The organism is Streptomyces bambusae (genome assembly GCF_020532645.1).
Lineage (GTDB): Bacteria > Actinomycetota > Actinomycetes > Streptomycetales > Streptomycetaceae > Streptomyces > Streptomyces bambusae.
In genome coordinates this window covers 13664-29895 of the sequence record NZ_JAJAUZ010000060.1, presented here as the reverse complement: position 1 = coordinate 29895, position 16232 = coordinate 13664, and the positions used below count along the sequence as shown (strand labels likewise).

Sequence of the window (16232 nt, the reverse complement as noted above, 5' to 3'; positions counted from 1 at the left end):
GCCGCCCTCGGGAAGGGCGGGCTCCGGTCGACCTGAGGTTCTTGCGTGCGTGTATTGCTGGTGGAAGACGACGAGCCGGTTGCCGAATCGCTGCGGCGCGGACTGCTGCGGTACGGGTTCGGGGTGGAGTGGGTGACCACGGGTGCGGTGGCGCTGGCGGTGGGGGCGACGTACGACCTCGTGCTGCTGGACCTGGGGCTGCCCGATGCCGACGGGCTCGACGTCTGCCGTCCAGGGATCTGCCAGGAAGGGCCGGAGCCGGGCGCCGCTGCTGCGGCGCGGCCGGCTCCGGCCCCCGGTGCGGCCCCGGGGCGGGGTCCGGCTCCGCGCAGGGTCAGCGGCGGGTGGCGAAGACCTGGGTCCAGTAGTTGCCCGGCTGGGCACGGGCGACGCCGATCTCCTTGAAGGCGCAGTTCAGGATGTTGCGCTTGTGGCCCGGGCTGTTCATCCAGCCCTTCATGACCTTGGTGGACGTGGTGTAGCCGTAGGCGACGTTCTCGCCGTAGGTGCGCCACTGGTAGCCGGCCCGTGTGATCCGCTGGCCGGGGTCGGAGCCGTCGGATCCGGTGTGCGACATGGTGCGGTGGGCCGCCATGTCCTTGCTGTGCTTGAGGGCGGCCGTGGTCAGCTTCTTGTTGGCCTTGACGGCCTTGCAGCCGACCTTGGCGCGCTCCTTGTTGACGAGGGCGACGACGCGCTCGGCCGCGGTGGTGGCGGAGGCCGCCGAGGCGGCCGCCTCCTGCGTGCCGGCGGCCGGTGCGGCCGCCTGCGCGGCGACCGGGGTGGCTCCGGCCTCTTCGGTGCCCAGGCCCGCGAGGGCCACGGGTATGCCCACGACGCCGAGGGTGACGGCGCCGATGGCCATCGCCTTGTAGTGCCTCTTCTTGCGGTGCTTCTGCATGCGTGACCTCGTTCGGTGTTCGCGAAGCATCGGGGCGCCGGCCGTGGGAGCCCCGACGGGGCCGCCATTCTTAGAAGCCCTGCAACGGGCTGACAAGTCGCGGCACTTGCGGGGGTGCCGGCCGGGTGCGCCTCGACTTGAAATGGACGCGTCGACATGCAGGGGTCCTCCGAAGTGACCTCCGTGAGATATGTGACGGACCGTCAAACATGCAGCGGAGCAGGCAAGTCGACGCCTTCATCTCAATACACGAGACGGCCATTTCGGCGGTGCGGGGAATATCCGCCCCGGCTGCCCATGTCCGGACATAACCCGGCGGAGAGGGCGGTCGTAATCCTTCCGTGACCCGCCCGGTGCGGGTGATCCATGTCACCGTGCGGACCGCCGGGGGCCTGCCCGCGCGGGCGCGCACGTCCCCGCGCGTACCCTCGTCCCGTGCCGCCCTCCCGTCTGCAACACGTCGCCGTCCTCGTCCTCGAAGGCGCGAAGCCCCTCGACGTCGGCATCCCCGCACAGGTGTTCACCACCCGGGCGAGCATGCCGTACGAGGTGCGGGTGTGCGGGGCGGCGCCCGGGCTGGTGACCGGCGGCGACGGACTGTCGTACGCCGTCGCGCACGGCCTCGACGCACTGGAGTGGGCCGACATCGTCTTCGTCCCCGGCTACCGGCATCCGGACCGCGAGGACCCGCCGCCGGCCGTCGTCGACGCGCTGATCGCCGCGCATGCCCGCGGGGCGCGGCTCGCCGCCATCTCCACGGGCGCCTTCGCCCTCGCGGCGACCGGGCTGCTCGACGGCAGGCGCGCCACGACGCACTGGCACTACACGCGCGCGCTCGCGGCGAAGTGGCCGCTCGTCCGGGTCGACGAGAACGTCCTGTTCGTCGACGAGGGCAGCGTGCTGACGTCGGCGGGCGCGGCCTCCGGCATCGACCTGTGCCTGCACATCCTGCGCAGCGACCACGGGGTCGCCGTCTCCAACCACGCCGCCCGGCGCCTGGTCGCCGCGCCCTACCGCAGCGGCGGCCAGGCGCAGTACGTGCCGCGCAGCGTGCCCGAGCCGTTGGGCGAGCGGTTCGCCGCGACGCGCGAGTGGGCGCTGCGCCGGCTGGGCGAGCACCTGACGCTGGAGGTACTGGCACGGCACGCGGGCGTGTCGGCCCGTACGTTCTCGCGGCAGTTCGCCAAGGACACCGGCTACACACCGATGCAGTGGGTGATGCGCTCCCGCATCGACATGGCGCGTGAGCTGCTGGAACGCTCGGAGCGCAGTGTCGAGCAGATCGCCGCGGACGCCGGGCTGGGCACCGGCGCGAACCTGCGGCTGCACTTCCAGCGGATCCTCGGCACCACACCGAGCGAGTACCGCAGGACCTTCACCCAGGGCGAGTAGGCCGCCCTTCCCCGCGACGGCGGCGCCCTCGCCGGCCGGTGGCGCGATCCTTGCGAACCATGGCGATCTCGCCGCTGTCACCGGCAGGCGCGGGAAGCGAGTCTGGGGCTGACCCGAAAGGACACCTCAATGACTCGCATCGCCATCAACGGATTCGGCCGCATCGGACGCAACGTGCTGCGCGCCCTGCTGGAACGCGGAAGCGACCTTGAGGTCGTCGCCATCAACGACCTCACGGAGCCGGTGGCCCTCGCGCGGCTGCTCGCGTTCGACTCGACCTCGGGCCGCCTGGGTCGCCCGGTGAGCGTCGAGGGCGACACGCTGGTCGTGGACGGCCGCCGGATCAAGGTGCTGGCCGAGCGCGAGCCGGCCCAGCTGCCCTGGGCCGAGCTGGGTGTCGACATCGTGCTGGAGGCCACCGGCCGCTTCACCTCGGCCAAGGCCGCCCGGGCCCACATCGACGCGGGCGCGAAGCGGGTCCTGGTCAGCGCGCCGGCCGACGGCGCCGACGTGACCCTGGCGTACGGCGTCAACACCGACGCGTACGACCCGGACGTGCACACGATCGTCTCGAACGCCTCCTGCACGACCAACGCGCTGGCACCGCTCGCCGCGGTCCTCGACGACCTCGCGGGCATCGAGCACGGCTTCATGACGACCGTGCACGCCTACACGCAGGAGCAGAACCTCCAGGACGGTCCGCACCGCGACCCGCGGCGCGCCCGCGCCGCCGGCGTGAACATCGTGCCGACCACGACGGGCGCCGCGAAGGCCATCGGCCTGGTTCTCCCGAACCTCGACGGCAAGCTGTCGGGAGACTCGATCCGGGTGCCGGTGCCGGTGGGCTCGATCGTCGAGCTCAACACCACCGTGGCCCGTGACGTGACCCTCGAGGACGTGCTGGCGGCGTACAAGGCGGCGGCCGAGGGCCCGCTCGCCGGTGTGCTGGAGTACTCGGACGACCCGCTGGTGTCGTCGGACATCACCGGCAACCCGGCCTCGTCGATCTTCGACTCGGCCCTCACCCGGGTCGAGGGCCGCCACATCAAGGTCGTGGCCTGGTACGACAACGAGTGGGGCTTCTCGAACCGCGTGATCGACACGCTCCTGCTGCTCGCCGGCTGACGGACCGCGGGCCTGCGCGCCCGGCCCGGGACGGCCCCTGCGGCCGCCCCGGGCCGGGCCGTTTCCGGTACGCCCCGCCCGCCCGGCCCGATCGTCACAGTTCGTCGACAGGGCCAACCGGAGCCTGCGGGAACTCCTCTCCCCCAGAGCGGGCCGACGGTCCGCGCGTACCGCCGCGCACCTGACGAGGAGACACCGGCTGTGCCGCACCAGCCCGCTTCCGCGATCCGACGCCCCCGAGCCGCCCGCCGGGCCGCGGCGCTCGCCGCCACCGCCCTCGTCCTCATGAGCGGCGGCGCGAGCGGCGGCCCGTGGCCGGCCGACTTCGACCGCACCACCGGCAAGGGCGTGCTGGTCCCGGTCAACAGCGCGCTGGACTCCCTCACCCCGACCCGTATGTACGGTGAGGTCTTCCGGGCCACCGCCCGGAAGGTGTACGAGCGCGCCCAGCGCGCCTGACCGGCCGCGCCGCCCGGTCCGATCCCCGGTAGGCTCGGGCGATGGCCAAGTACTTCGACGTGCACCCCGACAACCCCCAGCCGCGCACCATCGGCTCGATCGTGGACAGCATCCGGTCCGGCGGGCTCGTCGCGTATCCGACGGACTCCTGCTACGCGCTCGGCTGCCAGCTGGGCAACCGCGAGGGGCTCGGCCGGATCCGCACGATCCGCAACCTCGACGACCGGCACCACTTCACCCTCGTCTGCCAGAACTTCGCGCAGCTGGGGCAGTTCGTCCAGATCGACAACGACGTGTTCCGGGCCATCAAGGCGGCCACGCCGGGCAGTTACACGTTCATCCTGCCGGCGACCAGGGAGGTGCCGAGGCAGCTCCAGCACCCGAAGAAGAAGACGGTCGGGGTCCGGATCCCGGACCACGTCGTCACCCAGGCCGTGCTCGCCGAGCTGGGCGAGCCGCTCCTGTCCAGCACGCTGCTGCTGCCCGACGAGGCCGAGCCGCTGACGCAGGGCTGGGAGATCAAGGAGCGGCTCGACCACGTCGTGGACGTCGTGGTGGACTCCGGTGACTGCGGCACCGAGCCCACCACCGTCATCGACTTCTCGGGCGGCACGGCCGAGGTGGTGCGCCGGGGGGCCGGGGACACCCTCCGGTTCGAGTAGCCCGCGGGGCGGTTACGGCGCCGTTCCGGCCGCCGGTCAGACGGTGCTTGCGGTGCCGTCGACCGCGGCGCTGAAGCCGAACGCCTTCACGGCCTGGTAGTAGGTCCAGGCCGTGGAGTCGCACGAGGTCTTCTTCACGCCGGAGTAGGCGCCGCAGACCCGCTTGAGGTCGGCGTGGAACGCGTCGTCGAGGCGGGCCTTGTTGGAGCCGAAGGTGCCGGCCGCCTTGTAGTTGCGGTAGCCGAAGTCGTGGCGGGCGCAGGCGGTCTGGAACGGGAAGCCGAACGGGTTGTCCGGGGAGCTGGAGCAGTAGTCGGTCGACCAGTCGAACCCGTACGCCGACCAGGCGCCCTTGTTGCCGTTGGCCGACACCCAGGCGTTGTAGCTGGACACGCCGGTCTGGGTCCAGCTGCTGAGGACCTGCGGCTTGTCGGCCGGCGCGGCGGCGGCCGGGGTGGCGAAGGCGAGCAGCGCGGCGGCGGTGGCGGCCAGTGCGGTGGCGAGGCGACGGCGCATGGGGCAACTCCCGGGAGAGGGGCACCGGAACGGTTCCGGCGCCGGGGTGCCTCACAGCGTGGGAGTGGCGGATATCGCGGTGCTGGAGCGCCGCTGTACCGGGGGTTACACCTCTGCGTCGGGACGCGGGTCAGGCCGCGGACTGCAGGAGTGCCGGGCCGCCGCCGGCGAGGGCGCCGGGCCTCGCGAGGGACGACCGGGCGACCGGGAAGTCGAAGTAGGTGTCCGGGTACGGCTCGCTGCGGTGGGTGAAGTGCCACCACTCCTCGGGGAGGTTCACGAAACCGGCCCGCTCCATGGCGGACTTGAGGAGCAGCCGGTGCGCGCGCCGGGGACCGGTGGTGCGCGGATCGAGGGTGTGGGACCGGGTGTCGAAGCAGTCGAAGCCGGTGCCCATGTCGACCGGTGTCCCGCAGGGGTGCACGAGGGTCACGTCGACCGTGCCGCCCCGGCTGTGGCCGGACCTCGCGTGGATGTAACCGTCGTGGAAGAGGCGGGACTTGTCGAGGTTCGGGTAGTACTCCGCCTTCGTGTCCTGGTCGTCGGGGTCGGCGGCCCAGCGCTCGATGTGGGCGACGGCCCGGGCCGGCCGGTACGCGTCGTACACGAGCAGGCCGTAGCCGAGGGCGGCCGCCTCCTGCTGTACGGCGGCCAGGGCGTGGGCGGCCTCACGCGTCAGGAGGCACAGGCCCGCCTCGTAGCCGGCCAGGGGTCTTCCGACGAAGTTGTCCCGGCCGGCGTAGCGGATGTCGAGGGCGATTCCGGTGTCCAGCGATGCCAGGTCGATGAACTCCGGTGGCGCCACGGCCGGGTCCTGAGGCCCTGGCGCTGCGGGGGACGAGACGGTGGGGATCAGAAGTCCGACTGCCGACATGTGCTCGCTCCTTGGCGTGAAGTGTGCGTGCCCGGCGCGCCCCGGCCGCCGCGCCCGGGCCACAGCAGATCAACGATCGGTGGAGAATCGCTCGAACCGTGCCGGAGCGGCGGCGGACCGGTGGCGGAGCGGTGCCGGTGCCGTGATGAAGTCGTGGGACATTCGGCCAACTTGCCTACGCTGCACGGAACTTGCCCGTCCGGGCGAACGGGCGTCCTAGCGTGCGGGGCATGACCTCTCTCACGTATGGACGGGGGACGCTGGCCGCGGTTGCGGCCGTCCTGCTGCTGGTCCCGCCGGCGGCCGCGGTGCAGGGCCCCGGTCGTTCCCCGGCTCGCGCGGGTGCCGCCCCGGCCGGTGGCCGGATCGCGGCCACGCCGGACCGGCCCTCGTACGACGTGGCACTGCGGGCCGACGGCGACGGATCGCGGTGGACCGGCCGGCAGACGGTGTCGTTCCGCAACTCCGCGCGGACTCCGCTGCGTTCGGTGGACCTGCGGTTGTGGGGCAACGGCACCGAGGGGTGCCGAGGCCGGGGCAAGCCGTCGCCGGTGCGGGTGAGCCGGGTCGCCGGCGGCACGGCGCGGCCGCTGACCGTACGGTGCTCCGCGCTCACGGTCGATCTGGCGGCACCGCTGGCGTACGGGAAACGGGCGAGCGTGTCGTTCGACGTGGCGATCCGGGTGCCGGACCGGGTGCACCGCTTCGGCAAGGACGGCGCGTACCGGTACCTCGGCAATGCGCTGCCGCTGCTGTCCGTCCGCGACGCGAAGGGGCGCCACCTCGATCCGGACGTCGGTTTCGGGGAGAGCTTCTTCAGCCTGGCCGGGGACTTCCGGGTCGTGCTCGACCACCCGAAGGCACTGGTCGTACCCGCCACCGGGACCACCACCCGGCGGGCGGGCGCGCCCGGCCGCACGGTGACCACGAGCGTGGCGCGGGGGGTGCGGGACTTCGCGTGGGCGGCCGGGCCGTTCCGGTCGAAGCGGGTGACCACGCCCGGCGGGGTCCGGCTCAACGCGTACTGGACCAGGACGACTTCGGACGAGGGCGTCACCGGGGCGCTGAAGGACGGCGTCGGTTCGGTCGATGCGCTCGGGAAGCGGTTCGGGCGGTATCCGTACGGCGAGCTCGACCTCGTGATGAGCGACAACCTGGACACCTTCGGCAGCATGGAGTTCCCGGGGCTGGTCCTGCTGTGGACCGAGCCGGACGGGTCCGGCGCCCTGCACGAGATCGCGCACCAGTGGTTCTACGGGATCGTCGGGAACGACCAGTTCGCGGAGCCGTGGCTGGACGAGGCGTTCGCCCAGTACGCGTACGAGTCGTATGCCGGCTTCGACACGGCCACGTGCTGGGCCGACCTGGGGGCGTGGCCCAGCGCGACCTCGGCCGTCACCCGGTCCATGGCGTACTACGCGGACGGGCACCGCTCGGAGTTCTCGCGGGTCGTCTACCGCCGCGGCGCCTGTTCGCTCCACGACCTGGAACGCGTGCTGGGCAAACCGGCGATGGCGCGGATGCTGCGCGGCTACGTGCGCGACCACTGGCTGGGCGTCGCCACCACGGCCCGCTTCAAGCGCGCGGCCCAGGCGGCCACGGCGACGGACCTCGGGCCGTTCTGGAAGGAGCACCGGATCCGCTGACGGCGCGTCGCCCGGGCGGCCGGGCGGCCGGGCGGCCGGGCGGCCGGGCGGCCGGGCGCGGCCCGGATGGCGGCGCCCCCGGCCGCGGCGCATCATGGGATGGGGTGTGGCCGGCGGGCCCCGCTGCGGGCCCGGCCCGGTCCGGCCCTTCCGGCCTCGGGGAGAGAAGAGATTCCCAATGAGGGCACGCACCGGGCACACCCGGGCCGTACTGCTGGCCGCCGCGGCGGGGCTGTTGCCCGCTCTGGTTCTGCCGGGGGTGCCGGCAGCTGCGTATGCCGCCGCGCCGTGGCAGGAGTGCGGCTCGCTGGGGTCGGACGCCTACGACCGGCCGCCGCCCGCCGATCCGGGCCGGTTCGGCTTCGGCGTGCTGCCCGCGACGGGCGGTGTGTACTGCCTGATCAACGCGGAACGGCGGCGGCTGGGCCTCCAGGAGCTGGAGGATTCCGGGCAGTTGCGGGAGGCGGCGAACAAGCACGTGACGGCCGCCTTGGCGCAGAAGTGGTGGGGCGACAAGAAGGATCCGCACCGCAACCCGCAAGTCGCGGGCACCCGTGAGGAGCAGATCTCGAACCGGATCCGCGGTGAGGGCTACTGCGCCGGCGGGCGATCGTGGCGGAACGCCGAGATCACCTACAACGGGTGGGGCGGCCAGGGCACCCCCCGTGCGGCCGTCAACTGGTGGCTGTACGAGAGCAAGGAAGGCCACGCCGAGATCATCCGCGACCCCGCCTTCACCCAGATCGGCATCGCCCCGCGCGGTGGCGCGGCCGACCCCCGCGGCGCCGGCTTCGGCGACGCGGGCACGTACGTGGTGACCTTCGGGCGCTGCGAGGCGTAGCGCGGCGCCGCGGCGGGCCGTTCCGGCCGGGCGCTCTCAGGCCGCTCCTTCTCGGCAGAGCGCGCTCAGGCCGTGCGCGCGGGGACCGGGAGCAGGCGGTAGCCGGTGCCGGCCCGGTGGACGCGGCCGGCGGTGGGAGGGGGGAAGTGGGTGCCGAGGAGGAGGGTGTCGGTACCGGCGAGGTCGTCGAGCAGGCGGGTGCGGGTGGCCGCGGCCCGGGCCGGGTCGGTGTCGACGCAGGATCCGATGGCGGGCCGGGCGAGCTGGACGGGGTGGTGGATGCAGTCGCCGGTGATCAGCGCGGTGTGGCCGCCGGCGGTGAGGCGGACGGCGATGTGCCCGGGCGTGTGGCCCGGCGTGGGGACGAGGCGTACGCCGGGCGCGATGCCGGTGCCGCCGTCGGGTACGTCGACCAGGTCGAGCAGGCCGGCGTCCTCGACGGGGAGGACGGAGTCCCGGAACATCTGCGTGCGGGCTTCGTCCATGGCCTGGCCGGCCCAGTAGGCCCGTTCCGCACGGGAGGTGACGTAGCGGGCGCGCGGGAACGTCGGCACCCACGTGCCGTTGTCGTCGCGGGTGTTCCAGCCGACGTGGTCCGTGTGCAGGTGGGTGAGGACGACCAGGTCGATGCGGTCGGGGGCGAAGCCGGCCGCGGTGAGGCGGTCGAGGTAGTCCGTCCGCAGGCCGTTCCAGGCCGGGTTGGCGCGGGACTTGCCGTTGCCGATGCCGGTGTCGACGAGGATCCGCCGGCCGCCGCCCGCGACCTCGTCGCGGCGCCCGGCTGGTGAACTGCGTCACATCGCGTCACGGCCGTGCGCCGGCCGGTGTCTTGAGGTCGGACCCCTTGAGTCGGGCTGTCCGACCGGGCAACCGAGGGAGATGGAGCGAGAGATGACCGACCACGCCGCCGATCCGGCGACCGACGCGTTCGTCGGCCACCGCAACCTGCTGTTCACCGTCGCCTACGAGATGCTCGGTTCGGCCGCCGACACCGAGGACGTGCTGCAGGAGACGTGGCTGCGCTGGAGCGCCGCGGACATGTCCCAAGTGGCCGATCCGCGTGCGTACTTGGTGCGGATCACGACCCGGCTGGCGCTCAACCGGATGCGCACCGTCAAGCGCCGCCGGGAAGCGTACGTGGGGCAGTGGCTGCCGGAACCGCTGCTCACCGCACCCGATGTCGCCGAGGACGTGGAACTCGCGGAGAGCATGTCGATGGCGATGATGCTGGTCCTGGAGAGCCTGTCGCCCACCGAGCGGGCGGTGTTCGTGCTCCGCGAGGTGTTCGACGTCGGCTACGACGAGATAGCCGAGGCCGTCGGCAAGACCCTGCCGGCCGTCCGGCAGATCGCGCACCGGGCCCGCCGGCACGTCGACGCCCGGCGGCCCCGGCGGTCGGTCACGGCGCGCGAGACCCGGGCGGCCGTGGAGTCGTTCCGGCGGGCGCTGGAGACCGGCGACCCGCAGGCGCTGCTGGACGTGCTCGCCCCCGATGTCGTGCTGGTGAGCGACGGCGGCGGCGTGAAGCGGGCCTCGCTGCGGCCCGTCGTCGGTGCCGAGAAGTTCGTCCGCTTCTACCTGGGGGGCGCTGCCTCGTCCGGGGTGGCGGTCACCTGCGAGCCGGCGGTGGTCAACGGCTCCACCGCACTCGCGGTGCACCTCGACGGCGAACTGGAGGGCGTCCTGGCCGTCCGCGTCGAGGAGACCGGCATCACCGGCCTCTACCTGGTGCGCAACCCGGCGAAGCTGACGCACATCGGCTCCGGGACCCCACTCGGCCTGCGCTGACACCGCCGGCCCGGCACACCGCTCCACCGACGCATCGACACGAGGGGGATCCATCATGGCTTCGCACACGACGACGGCCGCTCCGGGCGGCATCACGTTCCTGCGCACCGCGGCAGCGCTCCAGGCCCTGACCCTGTTCTTCCAGGCGGCCACCGCCGGCGCCCTGCTGGCCGGCGAGGCCGGCGGGACGCTGCACCACGCGGGGTCCCGCGTGATGTACGGCGCCACCATGCTGTACGTGGTCGCCGCGGTCCTGGGCTGGCGGCCGGGCGGCGGCTCGCGCCGCCCCGTCCTCTACTCGGCCGGCTTCCTGGTCCTCGCCTCGGTGCAGGTGGTGCTCGGCATCGCGCACCTGTCCGCGTGGCACGTCCCGCTGGGCGTCCTGATGTTCGGCCTGAGCACCCTGGCGTTCGCCCAGTCGGTCCTGCCGGGACGGGCCCGGGCGCGGTCGTAGGCGCACGGAACTCGCGGGCGGGCCGGGCGGGCCCCGTCGTACCGTGGCGCGATGAGCATTCGGATGATCATCATCAACGGCGGGTCCAGTGCGGGGAAGACGGGCATCGTGCGGTGTCTGCAGGACGTGCTGCCGGATCCGTGGGTGGCCTTCGGCATCGACTCGTTCGTCGACGCGTTGCCTGCGCGCATGCAGGAGGCGGACGAGGGGATCTCCTTCGCGGCGGACGGCGGGGTGAGCGTCGGGGCCGGCTTCCGGGAGCTGGAGGCGGCGTGGCGGGCGGGGATCGTCGCGATGGCGCGGGCGGGTGCCCGGGTCGTCGTCGACGACGTGTTCCTGAGCGGCGCGGGCTCCCAGCAGCGGTGGCGGGACGCGGTGGGCGACCTGCCCGTGCTGTGGGTCGGCGTCCGGTGCGAGGGGGCCGTCGCCGCGGGCCGCGAGGTGGCCCGCGGAGACCGGGCCCGGGGCATGGCCGCACAGCAGGCGGACGCGGTCCACCGGGGCGTGCGCTACGACGTGGAGGTGGACACGACGCGGACCGAGTCCCTGGAGTGCGCGCGGACCATCGCGGCCCGCGTCGGCTGACGCGGACCGCGAAGGCCCCGACGCACCGCGCCCCGCAGGCGTGCGGCGGCCCCCGCCGCACGCCCGCGGGGCCGGGCGGTCACCGGGCGGGGTGGTCCGGCGGGTCGTCCCGGGGCCACAGGCCGAGCATGTCCAGCAGGTCTTGCAGGTCGGCGCTTCCGGTGGCCCGGGAGGCCACGGTGCGGCGGGCCGCGGCCCGGTCCGCCGGGCCCGACCGGGCCAGGAGTGCCGGCTCGTCGCAGGCGAAGGGGTCCTTCATCCCACCGATACGACCACGGCCGGGCCGTCCGCGCAGCCGGCGCTGCTCCGGCCGGGTCGGGGCGGCTGCGGCACCGGAAAACCGGTTGGGCGATCGCGGCCCGCCCGCCATCATCGGGGCGGTGAACCCGAATCTGTTGAACGTCATCGATGTCGAAGCCACCTGCTGGGAGGGCCAGGAGCCGCCCGGAGCCGTCAGCGAGATCATCGAGATCGGCCTGACCGTCGTCGACCTCGGCCGGCGCGAGCGGGTGGCGCGGCACCGCATTCTCGTGCGGCCCGCCCGGTCGTCGGTGAGCGCGTTCTGCACGCAGCTGACCGGCCTCACCCAGGAGGAGGTGGACACGGGCGTCGGCTTCGCCGAGGCCTGCCGGATGCTGGCGGCCGAGCACGGGGCGGGTGTGCGGCCGTGGGCGAGCTGGGGCGACTACGACCGGCTCCAGTTCACCCGCCAGTGCCGGGCCACGGACACCGCGTACCCGTTCGGGCAGCACCACACCAATGCGAAGGCCGTCTTCGCAGAGGCCCACGGCCTGCGCAAACGCCCCGGCATGGCACGCGCCCTGACCGTCGCGGGCCTCCCGCTGGAGGGCCGCCACCACCGCGGCGAGGACGACGCCTGGAACATCGCCGCGCTCGTCCTGGACCTGGCCGGACGCGACGCCTGGCCCGCGCCGGCCGGCGTCTGAGACCCCGCGCCTTGTGCCCGCGGCACCGGCACCGGCACCGGGGGCGGGGGCGGGGGCGACCGGCGGACCCGTACGCCGTGCCGTACCGGTGCCGGACGGGACGCCGGCGGTAGGGTGCCGCGGGTGTCCGAGCATCAGCGCGATCTCGTCGGCTACGGCGCCGAGCCGCCGCACGCCGCCTGGCCCGGCGGCGCCCGGGTGGCCGTCAGCCTCGTCCTCAACTACGAGGAGGGCGGCGAGCAGAACGTCCTGGAGGGCGACCCCGCCTCCGAGGCGTACCTGCACGAACTGGTCGGAGCGCCGCCGGTGGTCGGCGGGCGGGACCTGAACGTCGAGTCGATGTTCGCGTACGGGGCGCGCGCCGGGTTCTGGCGGATCCACCGCACGCTCGCGGCGCACGGCGTGCCGCTGACGGTGTACGCGGTGGCGCAGGCGCTCGAACGCAACCCGGACGCGGCCCGGGCGATGGGCGCCGCGGGCTGGGAGGTGGCGAGCCACGGCCGGCGCTGGATCGACTACCGCCACATGCCCGAGGAGGCCGAGCGGGCCGACATCGCGGAGGCGACGGAGACGATCCGGCGGCTGGTCGGACGGCGTCCGGTGGGCTGGTACACCGGACGGACCAGCCCGCACACGCGGCGGCTGGTCGCCGAGGCGGGCGGCTTCCTGTACGACTCCGACGACTACTCGGACGACCTGCCGTTCTACGTGACGGCGGCCGGCCGGCCGCACCTCGTGCTGCCGTACAGCCTGGACGCCAACGACTTCAAGTTCCTGCTCGTGCACGGCTTCACGACCGCCGACGACATGCTCGCGTACCTGGTCGACACCTTCGACACGCTGCACGCCGAGGGGGCGGACCGGCCGCGGATGATGAGCGTCGGCATGCACTGCCGGATCATCGGGAAGCCCGGCCGGATCCGGGTGCTCGACGGCTTCCTGGAGCACGTCGCGCAGCGCGGCGGGGCGTGGGTGACCACGCGCGAGCAGATCGCCCGGCACTGGCTGGCCACCCACCCGCCGTCGCGCCGAGAACCCTCGCCGCCGGGCGCTGTCGGTGGCCGCGGTTAGCCTGGGGCGCGTACGAGCAAGGCGGGGAGATGCAGCAGATGGTGATCGATCGTCATCAGGTGGCCGAGGAGAAGCTCGCGGCCGCACGGAAGGACTTCACGAACCGGATCGGTTCGATGACCCGGTCCATGTCGAAGGCGGGCCCGATGGGTTCGTACGAGTGGGAGTACCTCGGCGACGAGATGCGCGACCACCTGGCGGCGCTGTCGCTGGACGAACCCGCGCTGGACTCGGCGGAGGCCTGGGCGGTCCTGGCCGACGCGGCCGAGGCGGCGTGCGCCGTGGTCCGGTACACCGCGTACCACCCGTGGGAGCCGTTCAGCGTATTCCTGGACTACGTGAACTTCGGCATGTCGTACGACCGGGGTGACGAGGCGGAGGGGTGGGACAAGGCGGGCGCCGGGGACTGGCTCGACGCGTACTGCCTGGCGATCCTCGCGGACCGGGTCGAGCGGGACGGCGAGGCGTTCCACTTCGCGCGCAAGGAAGTGCTGAAGGGCACGGCCGGGATGCCGGCGGCCGAGCTGGTCGCCGGGTTCCTCGTGTGTGTCGCGGGGGATCTGAACGCGGACGACCAGGAGTTCCCGCCGCCGCGGGAGGCCAGGATCGCGGCGGTGGACGCCGCGCTGGCGCGGATCGCCGCGCGGGCCGAGGAGACGGGGCAGGCGCTGCAGGAGCAGTCGGACGCCGTCGCCCTGCGGGTGATCCGGGCGCTGGTGAGCGGCGACCGGGAGGCGTATGACCGAGAGCTGACCGCCCTGCTGGCGGCCGTGCCGGCGGCGCACGGACCGTCGGCGCCGCCGCGGAGCCTGCTGCCGCTGGTGCCGCTGGCCCTGGCGGCGCTGGGCCACCGCACGGAGGGCTGGGAGGTGCCGGTGCAGACGGCGTACCTGCCGCGGGGCCTGGTGACGGGGTACGCGCCGGAGGGTCCGCGGGTCGGTGCGTTCGGCCGGGACCGGCGTCCGGACGCGGTGGCGGCGCTGGCCGCCGGTCCGCTGGTGTGCGAGCGGCCCGCCTGGCCCGTGGAGCCGACCTGGGACATCGACGGCTGGTACGAGAAGCACACCCGGGAGGACCTGACGCCCGGCCCGGACGGACGGGTCGCCGCGCGCGACGTGGCGGAGGCGATGCGCCGGCAGGAGAGGCTGTTCGTGCTGCGCGGCGCCGACGGCGGGCCGGGTTCGGACCGGCAGGTCGCGGCGCTGCGGTTCGCCTCGCAGCTGGGTGCGCTGGTGTTCCGGGCGGCGGTGGCCGAGGAGGGGACCGAGGTCCGGGGCGAGTGCGGCGGGTTCGACCTGGTCTGCCCGGCGTTCCGCGGCCGCCAGGCGGGGCCCGGCCACTGGCAGAACGCGGTGGCGCTGGCGCTGATCGGCGGCGCGCCGGAGGATCTCGCTCCGCTGGTGGCGGCGGGTCCGGCCGTCAACGGCGCGGACGGGTCGGCGTACGCCTCGTACCGGGAGGCGCTGCACGCCTGTCTGCGGGGCGTGGACGTGGAGCAGGCCGTGGTGCGGGCGGTGCGCGGCATGGAGCAGGCTCGGGAGTGGGGGTTCGTCCCGCCGCCGGCGGTGCTGCTGTCGCAGCTGGTGGGCGGCGACGAGGAGAGTTTCAACCTGGCGCTGCTGGACGCGCTGGAGGCGCACCGGGCGTACCACTCGGTGGCCGACCGCGGGGAGACCACGGACGCCCTGTTCGACCTCGACGTGCTGGCCCTGGCCTGCCTGGCGCAGCGGCGGGGCTGGCGGATCCGGGTGGAGTCGGCGTACCTGCCGGCCCGGCTGCTGTCGGGGGCGGGGCCGGTGTGATGCCGGTGTGATGCCGGCCGGGCGGGGAAGTCTGGTGGGGATCGTCCGGAGCCGCGGCCCGCTGCCGCGGCTCCGACTCGCCGTGGCGTGCTCGGCGCGGGCCGCTGTCGAAGGAGGAGGCGTCCGGTGCGCACGCTGACATTCGTCGTCGGGACGGGCCGCAGCGGTTCGACCGCGCTGTCCGGGATCCTGAACGCGCATCCTGACGTGCTCAGCCTCAACGAGCTGCTGTCGTCGGTGCAGAGCCGCGGCTTCCCGGACGGCGTCCTCGGCGGCGGGGAGTTCTGGCGGCTCCTCGCCGGGCCCAACCCGATGTTCGAGCGCATGATCCGCAGCGGGGTGCCGCTGCCGGAGTTTCTGTACCCCCGGCGTCCGGGGCGGTTCGCGACGGAGACCACCGGCGTCCCGGCGCTGTCCATGATGGTGCTCCCCCACCTCACCGACGATCCGGACGGGCTGCTGGACTGGCTGGCGGCCCGGGTGGTGCGGTGGCCGGAGCGGACGGCCGCCGGGCACTACGAGGCGCTGTTCGGCCTGTTGTGCGGGAGGTTCGGGCGGACGGCCGTGGTGGAGCGGTCCGGCTATTCGCTGGAGCGGGTGCCGCTGCTGCGGCGGGTGTTTCCGCAGGCACGGTTCGTGCACCTGTTCCGGGACGGGCCCGACTGCGCGCTGTCGATGAGCCGCCACACGGGCTACCGGATGATCCTGCTGCTCCGGGAGGTGGCCGCGCGGACGGGGGTGCGGCGGGTGGAGGACCTGACGCCGGCGCAGGTCCGGTCGCTGCCGCCGGAGTTGTCGGGGCTGCTGGCGTCCGAACGTTTTGATCCGGCACTGCTGATGGGGCGCGTGCTGCCGTCGGCCGGGTTCGGGGCGCTGTGGTCGGAGCTGGTCGGGCGGGGGGTGGAGTTCCTGGGCGCGGTCCCGCCACCGGCGCGGACCTCCCTCGCGTACGAGGACCTGCTCGACGAGCCCCGCAGGGAGCTGGGCAGGCTGGCCGGGTTCATCGGGGTGGAACCGCTCCCGGAGTGGCTGGACACCGGCTGCGCGCGGCTCGACGGCACCCGGCGCGGGGCCGCCCTGCGGCTGCCCGCGGACGAGCTGGCGGTGCTGCGCGCGGCGTGTGCGCCCGGGGAGCGGGCGCTCGCGGCCGGGGCCGGGTGACGGGTCAG

General features: G+C 73.9%; 17 protein-coding genes and 2 pseudogenes. 14 read left to right on the top strand and 5 right to left on the bottom strand.

Going from position 1 to position 16232, the window contains the following annotated elements:
* Window positions 1-45: 45 nt before the first annotated feature.
* Window positions 46-231, top strand: a pseudogene (locus tag LG634_RS30250) (response regulator transcription factor); the annotation flags it as partial.
* Between the two features lie 103 nt (window positions 232-334).
* On the opposite strand, the gene LG634_RS30245 reads toward LG634_RS30250, so the two are convergent.
* Complete coding sequence (locus LG634_RS30245) at window positions 335-901, bottom strand: CAP domain-containing protein (RefSeq protein ID WP_226738421.1); 567 nt, start codon at window positions 899-901, stop codon at window positions 335-337.
* Window positions 902-1336: 435 nt separating this feature from the next.
* On the opposite strand from LG634_RS30245, the gene LG634_RS30240 reads away from it, so the two are divergent.
* The 4 genes from LG634_RS30240 to LG634_RS30225 all read left to right on the top strand — a co-directional run bounded on the left by LG634_RS30240 (window position 1337) and on the right by LG634_RS30225 (window position 4539).
* Window positions 1337-2293, top strand: coding sequence for a GlxA family transcriptional regulator (locus tag LG634_RS30240; RefSeq protein ID WP_226738419.1), 957 nt, complete (start codon window positions 1337-1339; stop codon window positions 2291-2293).
* Between the two features lie 129 nt (window positions 2294-2422).
* On the top strand, window positions 2423-3418 hold the full coding sequence (gene gap / locus LG634_RS30235; RefSeq protein WP_226738417.1) for a type I glyceraldehyde-3-phosphate dehydrogenase: 996 nt from the start codon (window positions 2423-2425) through the stop codon (window positions 3416-3418).
* Between the two features lie 201 nt (window positions 3419-3619).
* Window positions 3620-3877: a hypothetical protein gene (locus tag LG634_RS30230; protein WP_226738415.1), complete on the top strand. Its 258-nt coding sequence runs from the start codon at window positions 3620-3622 to the stop codon at window positions 3875-3877.
* A gap of 41 nt (window positions 3878-3918) precedes the next feature.
* Window positions 3919-4539 carry an L-threonylcarbamoyladenylate synthase gene (locus LG634_RS30225; RefSeq protein ID WP_226738413.1) on the top strand — a complete coding sequence of 207 codons (621 nt, stop codon included), beginning with the start codon at window positions 3919-3921 and terminating at the stop codon, window positions 4537-4539.
* Between the two features lie 36 nt (window positions 4540-4575).
* Here the strand turns inward: LG634_RS30225 and LG634_RS30220 are convergent, their stop codons facing one another.
* Both LG634_RS30220 and LG634_RS30215 read right to left on the bottom strand, forming a co-directional pair.
* Window positions 4576-5055 carry a phospholipase gene (locus LG634_RS30220; protein WP_226738412.1) on the bottom strand — a complete coding sequence of 160 codons (480 nt, stop codon included), beginning with the start codon at window positions 5053-5055 and terminating at the stop codon, window positions 4576-4578.
* A gap of 130 nt (window positions 5056-5185) precedes the next feature.
* Window positions 5186-5929, bottom strand: coding sequence for a M15 family metallopeptidase (locus LG634_RS30215; protein WP_226738410.1), 744 nt, complete (start codon window positions 5927-5929; stop codon window positions 5186-5188).
* Between the two features lie 230 nt (window positions 5930-6159).
* Here LG634_RS30215 and LG634_RS30210 point away from each other — a divergent pair, with 230 nt between their 5' ends.
* Window positions 6160-7575 carry a M1 family metallopeptidase gene (locus LG634_RS30210; protein ID WP_226738408.1) on the top strand — a complete coding sequence of 472 codons (1416 nt, stop codon included), beginning with the start codon at window positions 6160-6162 and terminating at the stop codon, window positions 7573-7575.
* A gap of 178 nt (window positions 7576-7753) precedes the next feature.
* Window positions 7754-8416, top strand: coding sequence for a CAP domain-containing protein (locus tag LG634_RS30205; RefSeq protein ID WP_226738406.1), 663 nt, complete (start codon window positions 7754-7756; stop codon window positions 8414-8416).
* A 65-nt stretch (window positions 8417-8481) separates the two neighbouring features.
* Here LG634_RS30205 and LG634_RS30200 read toward each other — a convergent pair.
* Window positions 8482-9171 (bottom strand): annotated as a pseudogene (locus LG634_RS30200) (MBL fold metallo-hydrolase); the annotation flags it as partial.
* A 136-nt stretch (window positions 9172-9307) separates the two neighbouring features.
* On the opposite strand from LG634_RS30200, the gene LG634_RS30195 reads away from it, so the two are divergent.
* The 3 genes from LG634_RS30195 (at window position 9308) to cpt (ending at window position 11243) form a co-directional block, all read left to right on the top strand.
* A complete protein-coding gene (locus LG634_RS30195) occupies window positions 9308-10204 on the top strand; it encodes an RNA polymerase sigma-70 factor (protein ID WP_226738404.1) in 897 nt (298 codons plus the stop codon).
* Window positions 10205-10259: 55 nt separating this feature from the next.
* Window positions 10260-10658 carry a hypothetical protein gene (locus LG634_RS30190; RefSeq protein ID WP_226738402.1) on the top strand — a complete coding sequence of 133 codons (399 nt, stop codon included), beginning with the start codon at window positions 10260-10262 and terminating at the stop codon, window positions 10656-10658.
* A 63-nt stretch (window positions 10659-10721) separates the two neighbouring features.
* Complete coding sequence (gene cpt / locus LG634_RS30185) at window positions 10722-11243, top strand: chloramphenicol phosphotransferase CPT (protein ID WP_372482519.1); 522 nt, start codon at window positions 10722-10724, stop codon at window positions 11241-11243.
* Between the two features lie 79 nt (window positions 11244-11322).
* On the opposite strand, the gene LG634_RS30180 is transcribed toward cpt, so the two are convergent.
* Window positions 11323-11502, bottom strand: a complete 180-nt coding sequence (locus LG634_RS30180; RefSeq protein WP_226738398.1) for a hypothetical protein — start codon at window positions 11500-11502, stop codon at window positions 11323-11325.
* A 121-nt stretch (window positions 11503-11623) separates the two neighbouring features.
* On the opposite strand from LG634_RS30180, the gene LG634_RS30175 reads away from it, so the two are divergent.
* The 4 genes from LG634_RS30175 (at window position 11624) to LG634_RS30160 (ending at window position 16224) form a co-directional block, all read left to right on the top strand.
* On the top strand, window positions 11624-12190 hold the full coding sequence (locus LG634_RS30175) for a 3'-5' exonuclease (RefSeq protein ID WP_226738396.1): 567 nt from the start codon (window positions 11624-11626) through the stop codon (window positions 12188-12190).
* Between the two features lie 123 nt (window positions 12191-12313).
* Entirely contained in the window at window positions 12314-13261 is a 948-nt protein-coding gene (puuE, locus tag LG634_RS30170) for an allantoinase PuuE (RefSeq protein ID WP_226738394.1), read from the top strand.
* A gap of 29 nt (window positions 13262-13290) precedes the next feature.
* Window positions 13291-15063 carry an immunity 49 family protein gene (locus LG634_RS30165; protein WP_308072705.1) on the top strand — a complete coding sequence of 591 codons (1773 nt, stop codon included), beginning with the start codon at window positions 13291-13293 and terminating at the stop codon, window positions 15061-15063.
* Between the two features lie 126 nt (window positions 15064-15189).
* Window positions 15190-16224, top strand: coding sequence for a sulfotransferase family protein (locus tag LG634_RS30160; protein ID WP_226738392.1), 1035 nt, complete (start codon window positions 15190-15192; stop codon window positions 16222-16224).
* Window positions 16225-16232: the final 8 nt, after the last annotated feature.

What these genes read in the sequence shown, in the direction of transcription:
- LG634_RS30245 (WP_226738421.1), bottom strand. Translation starts at nt 901, where the DNA reads ATGCAGAAGCACCGCAAGAAGAGGCACTACAAGGCGATGGCCATCGGC.
- gap (WP_226738417.1), top strand. Translation starts at nt 2,423, where the DNA reads ATGACTCGCATCGCCATCAACGGATTCGGCCGCATCGGACGCAACGTG.
- LG634_RS30225 (WP_226738413.1), top strand. Translation starts at nt 3,919, where the DNA reads ATGGCCAAGTACTTCGACGTGCACCCCGACAACCCCCAGCCGCGCACC.
- LG634_RS30220 (WP_226738412.1), bottom strand. Translation starts at nt 5,055, where the DNA reads ATGCGCCGTCGCCTCGCCACCGCACTGGCCGCCACCGCCGCCGCGCTG.
- LG634_RS30215 (WP_226738410.1), bottom strand. Translation starts at nt 5,929, where the DNA reads ATGTCGGCAGTCGGACTTCTGATCCCCACCGTCTCGTCCCCCGCAGCG.
- LG634_RS30210 (WP_226738408.1), top strand. Translation starts at nt 6,160, where the DNA reads ATGACCTCTCTCACGTATGGACGGGGGACGCTGGCCGCGGTTGCGGCC.
- LG634_RS30205 (WP_226738406.1), top strand. Translation starts at nt 7,754, where the DNA reads ATGAGGGCACGCACCGGGCACACCCGGGCCGTACTGCTGGCCGCCGCG.
- LG634_RS30195 (WP_226738404.1), top strand. Translation starts at nt 9,308, where the DNA reads ATGACCGACCACGCCGCCGATCCGGCGACCGACGCGTTCGTCGGCCAC.
- LG634_RS30190 (WP_226738402.1), top strand. Translation starts at nt 10,260, where the DNA reads ATGGCTTCGCACACGACGACGGCCGCTCCGGGCGGCATCACGTTCCTG.
- cpt (WP_372482519.1), top strand. Translation starts at nt 10,722, where the DNA reads ATGATCATCATCAACGGCGGGTCCAGTGCGGGGAAGACGGGCATCGTG.
- LG634_RS30180 (WP_226738398.1), bottom strand. Translation starts at nt 11,502, where the DNA reads ATGAAGGACCCCTTCGCCTGCGACGAGCCGGCACTCCTGGCCCGGTCG.
- LG634_RS30165 (WP_308072705.1), top strand. Translation starts at nt 13,291, where the DNA reads ATGCAGCAGATGGTGATCGATCGTCATCAGGTGGCCGAGGAGAAGCTC.